Here is a 15,224-nt window from a genome sequence, read left to right as displayed (position 1 = left end):
TACGTACACACCTTTTAGTCTAGGAGCACACTTATATGTGTGCTCTTTTTTTATTTACTTTCAAATAACCATTTTGTCTAAACTCATGCACGAACCTCATATTGTTACATACTATTATTATTACCTTTCTGTATAATGTGAGTTCGTCACTTCCATTATGATTAGGTGTAAAGAGCGCCCTCAATCAGCGCTCTTTTGGCATTTAAATGTACTAAATAAAAATTTGATTCAAACTTGCACATAAACTGAAAACATACATAAGATTTAATTGCCGATACCTTTCGATTTTAATCTTGTTCAAAGAGCGCTTTCCCGTGCGCTCTTTTTTCTGTTGAAATAAGGATTTTATTTAACTTTTGTTCATTTTTTTGTTTATTTTGAATACATTACTATTAAATCAAGCAATGCAAAGGTTTCTCTAACCCAGTTCCCTTGTATTCCTTGAACTCCTTGTACACAGGACCTGTTAGTTATAACAGGTTCTTTAATTTTTTCATCATACAATAACTATTTTGTTAAAAATCTTTCTTCATTCTTTTTAGATCAAGTAACATATCTTACTAGATAAGGATATATTCCACAAAATTTTGAAAGGAGGATTTTTTATTAAAACAACTTTAATTTCTCATTTTTATAACGAAGAGTATCTGCTTCCGTGGTGGTTAATGCACCACACAAAATTATTTGATCATGGCATTCTTATTAATCGTGGGTCTACTGATCGTTCGGTTGAATTATGCAAATTATTTGCACCTCATTGGGAAATCCGTGAATCAAAGGTATTAGAGTTTGATGCCATTTTAGTTGATCAAGAAGTAATGAACATAGAAAAAGAAATTACGGGATGGAAAATGGTGCTAAATACCACTGAATTCCTTTGCTGTGTTGATAAGGAAGCCTTTTTCTCATCTCTTGCTACTTTAGGGAAAAACATGTATTCCATTAGGACTATTCTGATGGTGGATGACCCTACTCACGGTTATACGAATCCGAGATACGGAATTCCCCTTGTCAAACAGCGTTATCATGGGAGAATAATCCACCCTAATCCACCTGCTCCATACTATGGCGGTAGATTAATCCACCATTATTCGCATGGTAACTATTCGGCAGGGCGGCATTGGTCACCTCATCCATTTATCGTTTACATGTATCCTGCTTTCATTTTAAAATTCTTTTACAGCCCCTGGAATACAGCTATGAAAAACCGAAAATTACAAATTGGGCCTACTCTTTCTAAACATAGCATCCAGCGTGGCTTAGGTACTTATCATCTGGCAACACTAGATAAATTAGAAAAAAATTATATACACTTTACAACCTCAACTACTGATCTTCGGTTAAACCCGGAATATCAAGTTTTATTTCCAGATTTATGTTTTCCTAACTTACAGTAATGTCCTTAAAAAAACATTCATATATATTTATCAGATGCACTTTGAAATCACAGAGTATCGAATACTTTTATGAGTCGACTGACCAACAATATTCAATTTATCTTTAAAAATTTATTAAAAATAACTTAGATACAAAAAAGCTACGTTTTATATAGGATAAAAAATTATCTTACGCAAAGGAGCTTGATTATTTGTGAATTACCAAAATGATAATAACTCTAACATTCACAAACCTTAAAATAATTGGCATTACTGAATGGAGGGCGAAAATGTCTTTTGCAAATATGATTAAATACGGGCGCGTTCCCAATTTTAATCCTAATTTCCCGTTGATTTTATTTTGGAGCCAAAAAAGCGGTTGTACTTCCCTGGCGCATTGGTTTTTTTATCAAATTAATTTATTTAAACAAGCCATCAAATACGATCCTTTCATCCATAATTACGAAAATGATATATACAAAAACTCTTCATACTATTTTCTTGAATTAGCTAGAGCTTTATATTCAAAAGAAAAAGATTGCTATAAATTAGTAAGAAATCCATATACAAGGGCAGTAAGTTCATTCGTATCACTAATCGCTCCTCATAATATAGAAAATCCAGTATGGGAGCCTATTCGAAGGTTTTATTACGGTAATAATACTTGTAATAAACCAATTTCATTTAAAATTTTTCTTTATTATTTAAAAACACAAATGAACGATTTAGAACAAATAGATCCACATTACTTACAACAATATGTGCAAGGTGAGGAAGAATTTGTTACAAATTATATTTACCTTGAAAATTTCTCTACTGAAATTAAAAATCTCGAAAAAAACTATCAATTAAAAACCTCTCCTCTACACATATTGACTAAATCATGGCACCATCAAAAAGACAAAGCAATTTTTAAAGGTAACTATGCAGATGCTGATATTACCAATCCTCTATTTCCACGACTCCCAACATACGATAGTTTTTATGATGTGGAAGCTACCCAATTAGTTAAAGAAATTTTCAACAAGGATTTCAATACATACAAATACCCCTTAACTCCACTTTAAAAAATGGGCATTTTTCTAATCACAAATTCATAATTATTACAGAGAAACTTAAGCCACCTACTTAAGTTTCCTCATAATACTTCTGCAAATTGAAGTTGGGCACTATTCTAATAGTGCTCTTTTTCGATAAAATTCAAATTTTATACCATTTAATTTACTTTTATTGTATTTATTTGGATATTCGTGATATTATTTATTTATAAAGTCATTACGACTTTACCCTTATACAATGAGCCATGAGCCTTCACAACTCGTGGCTCTTTTCATTACAAACTCCATTTTTTAATAAAATTCAGATTTTAAAAGAATGCTAGTTGACCACCAGGTCTTTCTAACAATGAAACAAGTTCCTGCTTTGGCGTTTCTTTAACTTCTTCTAGTTCCTCTGCCAATTCCTCAAAATTAGCAAACCAATGTATCGGAAAACATCCACATAATTTTTCACGTTCTCGATCATGCCAGAAGAAACAATGTGTACCTTTAGGCTTTAGAATGTATTCCTTAAGTGGTTTATCTTTATAGCCTTTTGTTCGCCAAATCAATTGAGCTTTATAGAATTTACTTTCATCTAAATTCGGCATATTAATTTGCGGCTCTGATCTCCAAACCTCGTTTTCCACCAATTTAAATCTCTCTGCTGGATAACATCCAAAATGTGATTCCTTACGATCAAATTTGCTGACATAGTAATGATTAGGCTTAGCTGGGAATAAAAAATATTCTTCATTTATTTCCAGTAAAGCTGAATGATCCACATCTATGCACATACCTTTCATTGTTTAATACCCGTTATTCTGACGTTGATGATTTACTTCATTCTTCTTGTAATAACCTTGCTCAATCTCTTCAAATGTGAATCCTAATTTCTTACCTAATCCTAAGTAGGAATATAGCAATTCTTCGTACAACTCCCTATCTTGAGTTGCACGAAATTCCGAAACAGCTTCATATACATTGTTGAACTGACTGACTAACGAACTTGCAGAAAAAACATTTGCGTTGTGATTTAAAAATTCCGCACTATATCCATTAGGATTAAAGCCAATACCGTTGCCTAATGAGGCTATGAAATGTAAACCGTCAACATATTCCATCAGAATAACTTCTTTTTCACTTGGCCCTTTATTGCTCCAATGCTTAAAACATCTAGTTTCATTTGCAAGTTCTCCAATTTCAACTTGTAGAGCAAGGATCATATTGTAAAATAAATTTTTGCCTTCCAATCCATGTTCCTTAACAATTCTTGTATCCAATACCTTTTGCATTCCAAATATTTTAGTTAAATTCATTTCCATTCGCTCCCTCACTAATTTAATTAAGCTACTCTTTTTTTCGTATCTATTAAACAATTAAGCATGTATTCTAAACCGAACTGATCCAGTATTAATGTTGCTATTTCAATTTGATGTCTTCTTAGTTTATTTGATATATCTTCAAGGCAAAGTTGCTTCATCCACAAAGCCTTAAACCGTTCTATATCGTCCTCATTCCAAATGAAATTTACTTCTTCTAAAGCAATGTAGACGTAAGGCGGTGTTTCTTTTTTCTTTTTATTCCGAATACTTTTGTCGCCAATTTCTCCTAAACCCATTTTTCGTTTGGAGATTTTAAACTTATCCACTTGATCTAAAATAAGTGCCGCTACTTCTATTTGCTTTCTTTTGAATTTTTTAGAAATCTCTAAGAGTGTGTAGTTACTATTCCAAAGATCTCGGAATTGAAATACCTCTCTTTGATCTCATAAGAAATCTACTTCTTCTAAAGCAATTCGAACTTTAAAAGCCGACATTTCAAACACTCCTTTAAAAAGTTAATTACTTTATCATTTCATTGGAGGTAGTTTTAACATGACCAACTTTACCGTTAACCCAAATTACAACTTGTTCACCATAACCACTTGCCGGTGGGTCAAAAGAAAGGATTTTCCCATCCGTAACCACATATACTTTATTACTTGTAACATCCATCTCTTTTTTCATATGTTCCTCTCCCTTTTTCTCACTTCATGTACTCGACAACATCTGGCTTAAATCCACTTCCTAAGTAAATCCGTACCGGGATTATTTCTTTTTTATCTCTTGCGGCCTTACACAATTCTTCGGCTGCATCCCAATTAAAAAACTTATCTACAGCTCGCTGAAATCTCCAAATTGCCATTGTATAGTGTTCAAAGATGTCATAACGATCATCTTGTTTAGTTGTACGTGGTAATTCATCCGTGCATTTAGCGTTCTTGGGAACACGAACGCGTACATCTGCATATGTAACCCGACCAGGTCCCCTCTTTACATTTGCTTTCATTACATCGAACTCACAAATCGCTGGCTCTACATCAAAAATATTTAACTGCTTAAGCATGTTCCATCACATTCTTTTGAAGAAGGTCCAACAACTCACTTGCCCCTTCCTTACTCAAAACCATTCGGCCGCCTAACAATTCGATGTTGGATTGAGACACTTCCCCCGTTACAAAGCATGACTTTTCTTGTTTTTTCAAAAGGATGTTGTCTCCATAAACATGAAAGTCTAGTGCTGTCCCTTCAGCAATCCCCAAAGTTCTGCGTAACTCTACTGGAATTACTACACGACCTAACTCATCGACTTTTCTTACAATACCTGTATTTTTCATCTTTAACTCCCCCTTAGTATTTTTTTCAGACAACTTCATTGCTAAATTCATGTAAAATAAACATATATTTGGAAAGGAGGTAAAACTATGGCTTATGAATCTACCCAAGAACTAATTCTTCAAATCATTAATGAAAATAGGAATTTATTACATCCAGATTCTCAAAAACACTTGAATATGAACTTTTTATTATCAGATGGAAGACTCCAACATCTTTCATCTGACACCATGCTTAAAGTTGTAGATCAATTAATTGAATCAGGTAAAATTCGTTGTGTGGTAAAACGTAACCCTGCCGAAAATAACAAACTTTTAAAATTTAAAGTTACAAAAATTTATTAATTCTAACCCTTCGTAGTTGGCGCTGCGAGGGGTTAATCTTGCCATTTCTCTACAGATTCACCCAAATGGATCATCGCTTTTCCCATTGCATCAATGTAGTTGTTGATTGTTTTTTTTATCATTTCACAATCCTCATGTACCAACTTTTCATATTCTTCAAACGTATTTGCACATCCGTAGTTAAAAACTCTTAATTCATTAAAACAATCATTAATTGCTGGCATTGCCCTTGTATGAATGGTTTCCGTACTAAATTCTTCTCTGTTCAGATGAATCAAATTTACAACTCTTTTATTTTCTATTTTGACCTTCAATAAAGTATTGAATGCCGGTTTATTTAACTTTTCTAAACCAAGTTCTTCTCTTAAATCATTTAAGGATTTCTTACCTTTTAACAACTCCTCTTGAAACTGTTCAGCTTTCATAATCGTTGTATTTTTCATACCTTACTCCCCCTTAGTATTTTTATATTTGTTTAAAATCTCATCCAAACGTTTCCTATCATCCTCGAGATCCTCTTTTGGGGTTTGCTGCGGTTGTTGCACTGGTTCATGTTCTTCTTGCTGATGTAACCAATCTGGTACAGCTTCAGTTCGGTTAACATACCCTTTACCAGTACGCTTTTTACTTAGTTGTTGTCTTCGAAATGCTGCTTGTGCTGCTTCTACATCTTGAATTGTTTTAAAGCCTTGTTGATGCCAATCTTTTAAAATTCCTTTTGTATAAGACCAATTACGTTTATTGTTTTCTAAAGTAATTTTCATTGCTTCCACTACTAAAGATTGATTAAGTTCATCTATCCATTGATTAATTTCTTCTCCCATGAATGGAGAGATATGTCCGAAATTTTTCATATAAAAATCGATTGCGAGATTTTCTACTACTAAAGGTCCTTCTTTTTCTTCTTTTTCTTCTTTTTCTTCTTTTTCTTCTTTTTCTTCTTTTTCTTCTTTTTCTATTTCTTTTTCTTGTTCTTCTTCTTGTCCCCCAATCGTGCCACGGTTCGTTAACGTATCGTTATACGAGTCGTGAATAAACGTTTCAATTAGCTTCTTTATGGACTTTTGCTCTATATGTTTGCAGATTGGAATCAACAAAGATATATTTTTCACTTCTTTTAATTCTTTCTTAATTAAATCTTCAACTGGTTTTCCAGCTTTTTTTAGGTTGTATTTTCCCCAATTAAAAATGACTAATTCTCTGGTTTCATTATCGTATTTTATTATCTTGTGATAGTCTTCAAAACGTTGCATCAAAGCCTTTATAGTTTCATGTGAATAACCTGTTTCAAAAGCCATTTGTTTTTTTGTTATTTGATACACACCAATTTGTTTAGTTTGTGGATTAGTTAATAAATATAAGAAAAAGTACTTATCTTCTGGTGTGAAATCTTCTTGCACTTTCACATCATTCCAAAATGAAGTGTGCACTTGTCTAAATATGGCCATCTTTTTACCTCCTAGTACAAATTGCAATATATGCTTGTCCGCTTTTGATAATTCGTTGAATTCTATAATGCGGATAACAAACACTGAAATATTGCTGTATCATCTGTTTTAATTCATCTTTGCTTTTTGCTAAGTCCCAAAACTTATTAGGTAATAGCACTTGATATTCGATTAAATCCATGTACTATTTCCCTACTTTCCGTGGTATACTTAGAACAACTTATTTTTTAGAAAAGGACCCATTGCCGTGGGTCTTTTTATTTTGTTCTACGTCACTCCAAGCCCATTGTTTTATTGGTTTGTAAGTAATGTAAAGCAACCATGCACTACATGCGATAAACATTGCGAATATAACTAATGATGTTGTATCTTTCACTAAATCACCTCCTTTTGTGCCTCAAGCCAAGCTTCTAAATCCTTTTGCAGAAAAAGTAGTTTACGCCCTTCTCTTATCACTGGAAACCTAGGGTGATTTGCTAATTCATACATTCTGCAAACCGCAATGTTGAGATAAGCTGCGGCTTCTTTTACTCGCATAACCTTATTTGGTTGTGATTGTTGTTGTAAGTCAGCTATTGCTGATCTAATTTCCTCTCTTACAATTTCACGAATAGATTCTTTAATAAATTGTTCTAAACCCATTTTCTTTCACTCCTTTTAAATAAGTTTCTTACAATGAAACTTATTGTTTAAAATTTTTTTCTTGTTCCTTAAATAATATAGTTGTTTCCTTTCCCAATACTTTAGATATATTAACTGCTACATCATAGTAAACCCTTAAATTCCAATTGATTATTTTATAGCAGTATGACTTCGATATCCCTACCCTTTTAGCTAGTTCATGATATTTAAGTCCAGATTCTTCAAATGCTTTTTGAAGTTCTGTTTTAGGTGTATCGGTTTGCATCTGATCACTCCCTTCTGATGCTTACAAGTTCATTATATGTTTCATTGTATGAAACTTCAAGTGTTTTTTATAAAAAATTTCAGAATAGGAAACTTTTTTATTCTTTACGTTTCTTGTCAGGAAACTTTATAATAAACTTAATAGGATTTAGGATTATCGAAAAGTCTTAATAAGGGGAGTTTTTTTATGGATATGAAAGATAGAATAAAACAAATTCGTTTAGAACATAAAATGAACCAAGAACAATTTGGTAAAGAAGTAGATCTTACTAAGGGTACCGTTTCAAAATTCGAAAATGGAAAAGCCTTCCCGAGTCGTGAGACAATAGAAAAAATAGCGAAAAGATTTGCCGTTCCTGTGAACTACTTATATGGAGAAAATAACGAAGCAAACAAGGATGATAATAAATACGAGAAATTTAAAGAAATTATGGCATGGCTAGAACCTCTTCCAAAAGATAAAGAAGATATGGCATTAGACCAGATGTTAGCTATTGCCCAAGCTCTGAATAAACATCATAAGAAAATGGAAAAATAGCCTCTCGAATTAGGATAGGCTATTTTTTTTAATCTCTGCAATATATTCCTCTAATTTTTCAGGAGCCAATTCCTTTACTGTATCTAAGAATAGCATTACAATTTCTTCTTTTGTCACTACTAGTTCCCCCTTGCATCCTGTTATTTATACGTGGCCTTTCTAAAAGTGGAAAGTTTTTGTCGTTCCAGTCAAAATGTTTCCATTCCCTTTAAAGCAGAAATGACACTATCTATTAGATAGTGTCATTTCTTGTATTTATATAATTATCCGCCTCCGGGACCTGGATCAATCATGTATAGAATTGTTTTTTGTTCTTTAGCGCTTTGTACTTTATCTTTTTCTGTCACTTGAAAAGTTGTGATAGAAAAACAAGCTACAACTACAATAGATAACACTACTTTTACAAACTTATTTTTCAAGTGCTTCACCACCTTTTATGTATAGTTTAATTATAACATTTCAATGCTTCTTTTGGTAGAAACATATAGAAGAAATCACCTGATTTAGAAAAACTTTCAAGAGATAGTTCTAAGTATCTTTTCCCTTCTTTGCCTCCAACCGCGAGCCCCATATAATACAATTGAAAACTACTAAGATAACCGTTGTTACTTTTTAAGGTCTGTAAAATTCTAATTGCTTTTTCATTCTCACCTAACCTTACATATAAAAAGGCTCTCTCGGCTTCATCTAAATCATCAAAGTTAATAGTATGTAAATCTCTCTTATGGTATATCCTTAAAAACAAAAGTGTATTAAGTACTTTTTCTCTCCTTAATTCTAGTTTCTTATTAGGTGGATCACCAATAATTTTTAGTGACTTTTCCATGTACTCTTTAGCTTTCTGATAATCGGAGAAAACATAACTTTCTCCAATTTTACAATACGCTACCGCCTTAGTACTGACATAACAATTTGTCTCGTCGTTTATTATATCAAAACATTGTTGACGAGATTCTCTTAACTTATTTTCATGAAGATTCACAAAAATCTCCATTTCTTTTATTCTTAACAAAAATGAATCTCTTAAAGAGCGACATTTAATTTTTATAATATCAGGTAATAATTGTTGAATATATTCATTCACCATCTTGTAATTACCCAAATCAAAAAAAGAATATATTGTGTTTAGAATCAACATTATTACAAGTTCATTATCAATATATTTTTGATTTTTTCTCATTTTATCAACTTTCTCAAAGAACACCTTAGGTGTAATCGTATTTTCACTTCTTTCTCGCAATGTTTGATATAAAGGAACCAAGTTTAAGTTTATTCGTACTGTTTTCGAAATACCTTTTTTCATTTCTTTTTCGGTCTCTGTTTGGTTGCTCTTAAATTTATTTATCTGTTGCATAATCATATCTTGAAGTTCATATTCTCCAAACATATCTAACACTTCTAATGCCAATTTTAAATTTTTGTGTGAAAGTGTTGGTATGCACTCTTTGATGCAGTTTCTTCTAAACTTAATATCTTTAGGCTTATATAACCTAAGTGCATCCACAAAGTGCATAAAATCAAATTTACCCTTTTTATTAAAATAACTATTTACAGTTGTGTGTGTTACTTTAAAACGCATAGCTAACTTCCTATTTGTATAACCGGATAATTTTAGACTTTCTTGCATATCGTTAAAATCCAATAAAACTTGCACAATCTTTGTCCTCCTTATGGACAAAAGACACGTCATCCCTAGTTTTTACATTTACAGAGAAACGTGTCATTATATCTAAGTTGTGTGTTATACTAATGTACGAAGACTTATGACAGTTGTTTTCCCTACTGTGGTTAGGGAGACGGTGTAGGGGTGTTGCAGCACCACTTACACAGTCATGGGTCTTTTTTATGTCCATTTTTTAGTTATTTTCATAATATCACAAAAATTAGGAATTTTATTTATTTGCTAATCTGAAAATTATTGAGAAAGTTTAATAATTAATATAACAAAGTATTCTCTTATATTGGATAACAATAATATCTCTTCCACTCATTAAACTTAATATATAATGGTTAGCTAGTATTTTAACAACCCCATCACATGTACTATTGCAGCTATTTATCAAACGTTTTTAATTTTATTTCCATGAATACAGCAAAAAAAGAGGCCCTATGGCTTTTTTTTATTCCTTAATAACAATCTAAATATGGTAAAATATACCCATCGCTGATATGTCCAAACATGTAATTTTTATAGCAGCAAAATTACAACCAGACTTATACAACATGATTCAAAACAAATGAAGGAGTGTTTTAAGTGAAAGGACATATTCGAAAAAGAGGAAATAAATACTGTATCGTTATTGATATCGGTCCTGATCCAGAGACAGGAAAAAGAAGACAAAAGTGGTTTTCTGGGTATAAGACAAAAAAAGAAGCACAGGCTGATGTGGCAAAGAAAATTACAGAGTTGAATGAAGGAACTTTTATAGAGCCATCTAAAGTTACACTAAAAGATTACCTAAATCATTGGCTAGAAATTAAAAGTATGAGCATAGAAAAGAGTACCTTTGCTGGCTATAAGGCATTTATCAACCAACATGTTATACCTAGTATAGGAATGATTGCGCTCCATAAATTAAATGTTATACACATTCAAAAATGTTATAAGACTGCGATAGATAAAGGGATTGCAAACAATTCTATTCTGCTTATGCATAGAATTTTAAAGAGCGCTTTAAACCTAGCCGTAAAACAAAATATTATTTCTCGAAATCCAGCAGATTTTGCTGAGATACCTAAAAAAGAAAAAACCCCTATCCAGACTTGGACAGAGGAAGAAGTAAAAAAGTTTTTAGCTCATTCACAAGAATCACGATATCACATTGGGTATCTACTTGCAATAACTACAGGTATGCGTCTGGGAGAAGTTCTAGGGTTACGATGGCAGGATATTGATTTTGAAAAACATACTGTTACAATAAATCAAACATCCGGTCATGACAATAAAATCAAAAAAACTGCAAAAACAAATTCATCAAAACGTACAATTCCTGTACCTAATGAAACAATAGCAGCCTTAAAAAAACATAAAAATTTAATCAATAAAGAGAAATTAAGGCTTGGCTCTTCTTATCTAGATCAAGATTTAATAAATTGTAATGAGTTTGGAAGAATAATAAAAAGAGCACATTTCAGAAAATGTTTCATTAGGATGACACACAAAGTAGGTATAAAAGAAATTAAATTCCATGATTTAAGACATACACACGCAACTCTGCTATTGAAACAAGGAGTTAACCCTAAAATCATCAGTGAGCGATTAGGTCATACAGATATTTCAATGACATTAAGTGTCTATTCTCATGTTTTACCGAATATGCAGGAAGAAGCAGTTAAAAACTTCGGTAAAAGTATCTTTGGATAACCTATGTTTGCAAAATGTTTGCATTTTATCAAAAAAAGTCAAACAAACGTTGTCATATCAAGGTTTGTTTGACCTATCATCTTATATTCTTGATAAAATCTCCGAATCCCTATTGAAATATTTAATAATGGAGCGTTCTCACCACCGCGGGTTATGCATTCGAATCGATATACATAGGAGAAAAAATCTTGTGTTTTTTCATCTTTTATCGGCCCTGACATCGCCTCACAAATATTTTGTGATCTAAGAGGGGAAAAATAGATTTCTTCTTCATTTGTATTTTTTAAATATATAGGACGCTCACAAAAAATATGTGAGATTAAAGCGGGCACCCACTTAGAATACGTTTCATTATCATGTAGTACTGGCAAATTAGAAATCAAATCGGATTGCCATTCATATTTTGGTGGTTCTACTAATCTATTTGGTTTCCAATCATGAATAATCTCATACCAACTTTGAAAAATATAATCGAGCTGCTCTTGTCTAATAGGTTCTTTCGATACAATCCATGGTGTATTTTCATTTAATACGTATGGGTTATGCTGAATAAACAATATATCCGAAAACATATCATACAATCTTTCATTCAAACGTTTCAACTTACTCGTTAATAAAAATGTCTTATAATGTATCTCTACGATGTCCAGCCATTCAATAGGAAAGTATATAAATGATACCTTTTCATTTAAAAGGGGTTCTACTATATTTTCAAATGTTAGCAGCCTTAATTTTTTCATAAAATGATTCCTTCCTTTCTTCAGTTGTCTTGATTATCAAAAAGCTAGAACAATAGTTACTTAATCTAATCCATTTAAATCAAGTATTTAAAAGAAAAGTAAAAACTATTTATCTGAATAAAACATTATCAAATCGACTCTTTTAACAATTAAAAGTAATTATCATATACAGCACCTCTTATATTTATATTTTAATACATTTAAATTATACAATTTATATAATGTATTGTACTTATCATTTACAAAAAATTTACAAAAAACTAAAAAAGAACACCTTAAATCGGCGCTCTCTTTACAAATATTAAGCGTTATGTAATTGAACATATAGATAACAGTAATCCTCCAAATGAAATTGTTCCTAGTAAACCTACTACAAATCCTGTTAAACAAATACAATCAGCAAGACAAATAGAAGACTGCGATAATGGAACGAATGACCTACTTGTACCCGAACCATATTGTTTTATCTTCTCATAATTCATATCTAACATTAAATGTAGACATGTTACACCCTCCTCAATAGTATGTACAGATTCTTTTTCTAATTGCTCCAATAATTTACTATCAAAAGCAACTGCTAGAGGATACTGCTTATCCGATTTCATATTTTGATAAATTAGTTGCAAACGAGATAATATATTATTTTTCTTCTTTTCAGATGTTACTGTACATTTCATTTTATTAAATTCATTTAATAACAGTGTCAATTCATCTCTTTTTCCGTATAAATCTTTAGCTATTTTTCTCTTTAGTTTATACGAATGGATAATAGATTTTAGTTCAATCATATTCATACACTTCCTAATTACATAGTATTTACCCGATTATTTTATAGATAAACAGTACTTTTTAATCTTATTTAAATTACACTCAAGCATCTTCATTTACTATCGATTAACATTACATTAACCTTACAAAGTTGTAATAAATTCGTTAGCTAGAAGGAAGCAATGCCCAAACTAGACAGATATTTAATGACAAAACCATAAGAAAAAAACAATGATTAGATTTTAAATCTAGTCATTGCTTTATCCATCACATCTTGATTACATCTATATATCTTATTGTTACTCTTTCACTTGAATGATTGAATATATCCATTAATAATGGCTATATTCTTTGTCGGCACGTACATATAACTAATGTTTTTTTATTGATAAAGTGAAACTTTAATCAGCTCTCACCAATCGGGCTTTTATGGGCAGTCCGCCACCTAACTTCTCTTTGCTCTCGCTGAATTTTTGGGGGATGTTACTGCCCGCAACTAGCAAGATAGATGTTATCAATATTCATACGTTACAATAGTACCGGTAGTATCAGTAAAACCATCAAAACAGTTAGAGCAACCACCACAGCCGCCACAACCGCCACAGCCTCCGCAACCAAAACAACCGAAGCAACCAATACAACGGAAGCCACCACAACGGAAGCCGCCACAACGACCTCCACCTCAACCGCCACAACGACCACAACCGCCACAGCGACGAGCAGCATCTTCAATATAGTAATATGGATATTTGTTTTGCTGGTCCCAATAGACAATATTTCCAGACCGGTAATCATTAAGGCTTAACGCTTGTAGTTCTTGTTGAAACTGATTCATTTTCATAACCTCCGTTTATAAAATACAACCTCATCGATACTTCCCTATATTCCTGTTCGTTACATCTAAGTAGAAATAGCGCTATAAACTAAGTTCAATACGTGCACCAACAAAGTATGACTTATCACTAGATGATGCACCTTGTTCATATACCTATTTTTACTATGGGCTCATTTTTATAAAGTGAAACTTTAATCAGTGGGGTTTTGTTCATCCCCTACCTAACTTCTTTGCTTCCGCTGAATTTTGAGGTGGGGGGCTTACTGCCCGGCAAATAGCGGGATAAATAAAAATTAAAAAATATGAATTCTAGCGTCATATCTTCATACTTACTAAGTTCAATTAATTTCTCAATAATTATGATGCCATGTCCTATATATTTCCGTCTGCTGCTTAGATTTTTCTGTACTGTAAATGGCTTTCGCTATAACACCTCCAAGTGACCGGTTTCTATGACGGATATGAAATTCCAACAAAAAAAGCCCTAATTAGGGCTTTTCATTCTATTTCTCCAGCAAAACTCTCTATGAAATTGCTAATTGAAAAAAGACACACTTAGATTGATGCGTCTTTTTGTGATGCCTCTTTTGTGAAATCATATAAAGCAATTGCGCCTAAAAGAACAAGTATACCTTGAGGAACATCTAGCAAAATAGTTTTCCAAATTTCTGGAATTACCCATTTGATATCTGCTGCTGTTTCAAGATATGTTTGAAAATAGCTGATTGTAAAATTAATGATTCCTAAAAATACAAACAACGATAAACCAAATCGAATTAATTTCTTATTTGTAAACATATAACACCTCTCAAAATTCATTGGATATTCCTGCTTTTGCTTCTTTATATTTTCATATCTTTATATCTAATTTTAACACATAAAGAACTCAAAAAAATACGATATGCATATTTGCATATCGTATTAACAACACTCCATGATAATATAGAAATTCCTGCAAAGAAAAAACAACTCCGTTACAGCTAACAGCTCGGGTTTCTTTTCTTATTTAACTTCATACCACCAACATTTACGTTCTTTGATTGTAAAATAAATGTGACAGAAGTTTATCCAGTTAATGCGTAGACAAGTAAATGAGCTAAATTATCGATATTCTATTTCGCCATTCCCGTAGCACTAATGACTTTACGCAAATTTGACAAGAAAAAATATATAGATAGGTATGATCCATACCTATCTATAACATTACTTCT

At 32.0% G+C, this 15,224-nt stretch carries 20 protein-coding genes and 3 pseudogenes; 5 read left to right on the top strand and 18 right to left on the bottom strand.

Annotated features, from left to right (window positions below; translation table 11 throughout):
• The first annotated feature begins 665 nt into the window (after positions 1-665).
• Complete coding sequence (locus ACUN13_RS14600) at positions 666-1,397, top strand: glycosyltransferase family 2 protein (RefSeq protein ID WP_409532166.1); 732 nt, start codon at positions 666-668, stop codon at positions 1,395-1,397.
• A 269-nt stretch (positions 1,398-1,666) separates the two neighbouring features.
• On the top strand, positions 1,667-2,443 hold the full coding sequence (locus ACUN13_RS14595; RefSeq protein ID WP_409531996.1) for a sulfotransferase family 2 domain-containing protein: 777 nt from the start codon (positions 1,667-1,669) through the stop codon (positions 2,441-2,443).
• A gap of 299 nt (positions 2,444-2,742) precedes the next feature.
• Here ACUN13_RS14595 and ACUN13_RS14590 read toward each other — a convergent pair whose 3' ends face one another.
• The 6 genes and pseudogenes from ACUN13_RS14590 to ACUN13_RS14565 form a co-directional block, all read right to left on the bottom strand.
• On the bottom strand, positions 2,743-3,219 hold the full coding sequence (locus ACUN13_RS14590; protein ID WP_409531994.1) for a hypothetical protein: 477 nt from the start codon (positions 3,217-3,219) through the stop codon (positions 2,743-2,745).
• 3 nt (positions 3,220-3,222) lie between these two features.
• The gene (locus ACUN13_RS14585; protein ID WP_375035914.1) at positions 3,223-3,738 is read right to left on the bottom strand and encodes a dUTP diphosphatase; all 516 of its coding nucleotides are present in this window, start codon (positions 3,736-3,738) and stop codon (positions 3,223-3,225) included.
• Positions 3,739-3,758: 20 nt separating this feature from the next.
• Positions 3,759-4,232, bottom strand: a pseudogene (locus ACUN13_RS14580) (sugar ABC transporter substrate-binding protein).
• Between the two features lie 25 nt (positions 4,233-4,257).
• Positions 4,258-4,422, bottom strand: a complete 165-nt coding sequence (locus ACUN13_RS14575) for a DUF3954 domain-containing protein (protein WP_445423861.1) — start codon at positions 4,420-4,422, stop codon at positions 4,258-4,260.
• Positions 4,423-4,441: 19 nt separating this feature from the next.
• Positions 4,442-4,801 carry a hypothetical protein gene (locus ACUN13_RS14570; RefSeq protein WP_000917701.1) on the bottom strand — a complete coding sequence of 120 codons (360 nt, stop codon included), beginning with the start codon at positions 4,799-4,801 and terminating at the stop codon, positions 4,442-4,444.
• A complete protein-coding gene (locus ACUN13_RS14565) occupies positions 4,794-5,072 on the bottom strand; it encodes an AbrB/MazE/SpoVT family DNA-binding domain-containing protein (RefSeq protein WP_375035911.1) in 279 nt (92 codons plus the stop codon). The genes ACUN13_RS14570 and ACUN13_RS14565 overlap by 8 nt, the downstream gene beginning before the upstream one ends.
• 87 nt (positions 5,073-5,159) lie before the next feature.
• Between ACUN13_RS14565 and ACUN13_RS14560 the strand changes: the two genes are divergently transcribed.
• Complete coding sequence (locus ACUN13_RS14560) at positions 5,160-5,414, top strand: hypothetical protein (protein ID WP_375035910.1); 255 nt, start codon at positions 5,160-5,162, stop codon at positions 5,412-5,414.
• Between the two features lie 32 nt (positions 5,415-5,446).
• On the opposite strand, the gene ACUN13_RS14555 is transcribed toward ACUN13_RS14560, so the two are convergent.
• From ACUN13_RS14555 to ACUN13_RS14535, 5 genes are all read right to left on the bottom strand, one after another.
• Complete coding sequence (locus ACUN13_RS14555; protein ID WP_409531990.1) at positions 5,447-5,857, bottom strand: hypothetical protein; 411 nt, start codon at positions 5,855-5,857, stop codon at positions 5,447-5,449.
• Positions 5,858-5,860: 3 nt separating this feature from the next.
• A complete protein-coding gene (locus tag ACUN13_RS14550) occupies positions 5,861-6,862 on the bottom strand; it encodes a DnaD domain-containing protein (protein WP_445423860.1) in 1,002 nt (333 codons plus the stop codon).
• Between the two features lie 220 nt (positions 6,863-7,082).
• Positions 7,083-7,238 carry a hypothetical protein gene (locus tag ACUN13_RS14545; protein WP_409531988.1) on the bottom strand — a complete coding sequence of 52 codons (156 nt, stop codon included), beginning with the start codon at positions 7,236-7,238 and terminating at the stop codon, positions 7,083-7,085.
• Positions 7,238-7,504: a helix-turn-helix domain-containing protein gene (locus tag ACUN13_RS14540; RefSeq protein WP_000522182.1), complete on the bottom strand. Its 267-nt coding sequence runs from the start codon at positions 7,502-7,504 to the stop codon at positions 7,238-7,240. The genes ACUN13_RS14545 and ACUN13_RS14540 overlap by 1 nt, the downstream gene beginning before the upstream one ends.
• Before the next feature lie 40 nt (positions 7,505-7,544).
• Positions 7,545-7,769, bottom strand: coding sequence for a helix-turn-helix domain-containing protein (locus ACUN13_RS14535; protein ID WP_001192731.1), 225 nt, complete (start codon positions 7,767-7,769; stop codon positions 7,545-7,547).
• Positions 7,770-7,955: 186 nt separating this feature from the next.
• Here ACUN13_RS14535 and ACUN13_RS14530 point away from each other — a divergent pair, with 186 nt between their 5' ends.
• A complete protein-coding gene (locus tag ACUN13_RS14530) occupies positions 7,956-8,306 on the top strand; it encodes a helix-turn-helix transcriptional regulator (RefSeq protein WP_000367267.1) in 351 nt (116 codons plus the stop codon).
• Between the two features lie 263 nt (positions 8,307-8,569).
• On the opposite strand, the gene ACUN13_RS14525 is transcribed toward ACUN13_RS14530, so the two are convergent.
• Both ACUN13_RS14525 and ACUN13_RS14520 read right to left on the bottom strand, forming a co-directional pair.
• Positions 8,570-8,725, bottom strand: a complete 156-nt coding sequence (locus ACUN13_RS14525) for a hypothetical protein (RefSeq protein ID WP_000790840.1) — start codon at positions 8,723-8,725, stop codon at positions 8,570-8,572.
• A 26-nt stretch (positions 8,726-8,751) separates the two neighbouring features.
• Positions 8,752-9,960, bottom strand: coding sequence for an AimR family lysis-lysogeny pheromone receptor (locus ACUN13_RS14520; protein ID WP_409531987.1), 1,209 nt, complete (start codon positions 9,958-9,960; stop codon positions 8,752-8,754).
• Between the two features lie 600 nt (positions 9,961-10,560).
• Between ACUN13_RS14520 and ACUN13_RS14515 the strand changes: the two genes are divergently transcribed.
• Positions 10,561-11,670, top strand: a complete 1,110-nt coding sequence (locus ACUN13_RS14515; protein ID WP_445423859.1) for a site-specific integrase — start codon at positions 10,561-10,563, stop codon at positions 11,668-11,670.
• Positions 11,671-11,708: 38 nt separating this feature from the next.
• Here ACUN13_RS14515 and ACUN13_RS14510 read toward each other — a convergent pair whose 3' ends face one another.
• From ACUN13_RS14510 to ACUN13_RS14490, 5 genes and pseudogenes are all read right to left on the bottom strand, one after another.
• Entirely contained in the window at positions 11,709-12,410 is a 702-nt protein-coding gene (locus ACUN13_RS14510) for a pPIWI_RE module domain-containing protein (protein WP_063536437.1), read from the bottom strand.
• Positions 12,411-12,718: 308 nt separating this feature from the next.
• Complete coding sequence (locus ACUN13_RS14505) at positions 12,719-13,204, bottom strand: homoserine dehydrogenase (protein ID WP_078404550.1); 486 nt, start codon at positions 13,202-13,204, stop codon at positions 12,719-12,721.
• 209 nt (positions 13,205-13,413) lie between these two features.
• Positions 13,414-13,548 (bottom strand): annotated as a pseudogene (locus ACUN13_RS14500) (site-specific integrase); the annotation flags it as partial.
• Positions 13,549-13,692: 144 nt separating this feature from the next.
• Positions 13,693-14,013 (bottom strand): annotated as a pseudogene (locus ACUN13_RS14495) (heterocycloanthracin/sonorensin family bacteriocin).
• A 555-nt stretch (positions 14,014-14,568) separates the two neighbouring features.
• Complete coding sequence (locus ACUN13_RS14490) at positions 14,569-14,832, bottom strand: DUF3937 domain-containing protein (protein ID WP_002082716.1); 264 nt, start codon at positions 14,830-14,832, stop codon at positions 14,569-14,571.
• Between the last annotated feature and the right edge of the window lie 392 nt (positions 14,833-15,224).

Source organism: Bacillus cereus group sp. Bce041 (assembly GCF_052646455.1).
This window is presented reverse-complemented; position numbering and strand designations above follow the sequence as displayed.

Bases quoted from the DNA above. Each gene is read 5' to 3' on its own strand.
- ACUN13_RS14600 (WP_409532166.1), top strand. From the start codon at position 666: ATGCACCACACAAAATTATTTGATCATGGCATTCTTATTAATCGTGGG.
- ACUN13_RS14595 (WP_409531996.1), top strand. From the start codon at position 1,667: ATGTCTTTTGCAAATATGATTAAATACGGGCGCGTTCCCAATTTTAAT.
- ACUN13_RS14590 (WP_409531994.1), bottom strand. From the start codon at position 3,219: ATGAAAGGTATGTGCATAGATGTGGATCATTCAGCTTTACTGGAAATA.
- ACUN13_RS14585 (WP_375035914.1), bottom strand. From the start codon at position 3,738: ATGGAAATGAATTTAACTAAAATATTTGGAATGCAAAAGGTATTGGAT.
- ACUN13_RS14575 (WP_445423861.1), bottom strand. From the start codon at position 4,422: ATGAAAAAAGAGATGGATGTTACAAGTAATAAAGTATATGTGGTTACG.
- ACUN13_RS14570 (WP_000917701.1), bottom strand. From the start codon at position 4,801: ATGCTTAAGCAGTTAAATATTTTTGATGTAGAGCCAGCGATTTGTGAG.
- ACUN13_RS14565 (WP_375035911.1), bottom strand. From the start codon at position 5,072: ATGAAAAATACAGGTATTGTAAGAAAAGTCGATGAGTTAGGTCGTGTA.
- ACUN13_RS14560 (WP_375035910.1), top strand. From the start codon at position 5,160: ATGGCTTATGAATCTACCCAAGAACTAATTCTTCAAATCATTAATGAA.
- ACUN13_RS14555 (WP_409531990.1), bottom strand. From the start codon at position 5,857: ATGAAAAATACAACGATTATGAAAGCTGAACAGTTTCAAGAGGAGTTG.
- ACUN13_RS14550 (WP_445423860.1), bottom strand. From the start codon at position 6,862: ATGGCCATATTTAGACAAGTGCACACTTCATTTTGGAATGATGTGAAA.
- ACUN13_RS14540 (WP_000522182.1), bottom strand. From the start codon at position 7,504: ATGGGTTTAGAACAATTTATTAAAGAATCTATTCGTGAAATTGTAAGA.
- ACUN13_RS14535 (WP_001192731.1), bottom strand. From the start codon at position 7,769: ATGCAAACCGATACACCTAAAACAGAACTTCAAAAAGCATTTGAAGAA.
- ACUN13_RS14530 (WP_000367267.1), top strand. From the start codon at position 7,956: ATGGATATGAAAGATAGAATAAAACAAATTCGTTTAGAACATAAAATG.
- ACUN13_RS14510 (WP_063536437.1), bottom strand. From the start codon at position 12,410: ATGAAAAAATTAAGGCTGCTAACATTTGAAAATATAGTAGAACCCCTT.
- ACUN13_RS14505 (WP_078404550.1), bottom strand. From the start codon at position 13,204: ATGAATATGATTGAACTAAAATCTATTATCCATTCGTATAAACTAAAG.
- ACUN13_RS14490 (WP_002082716.1), bottom strand. From the start codon at position 14,832: ATGAATTTTGAGAGGTGTTATATGTTTACAAATAAGAAATTAATTCGA.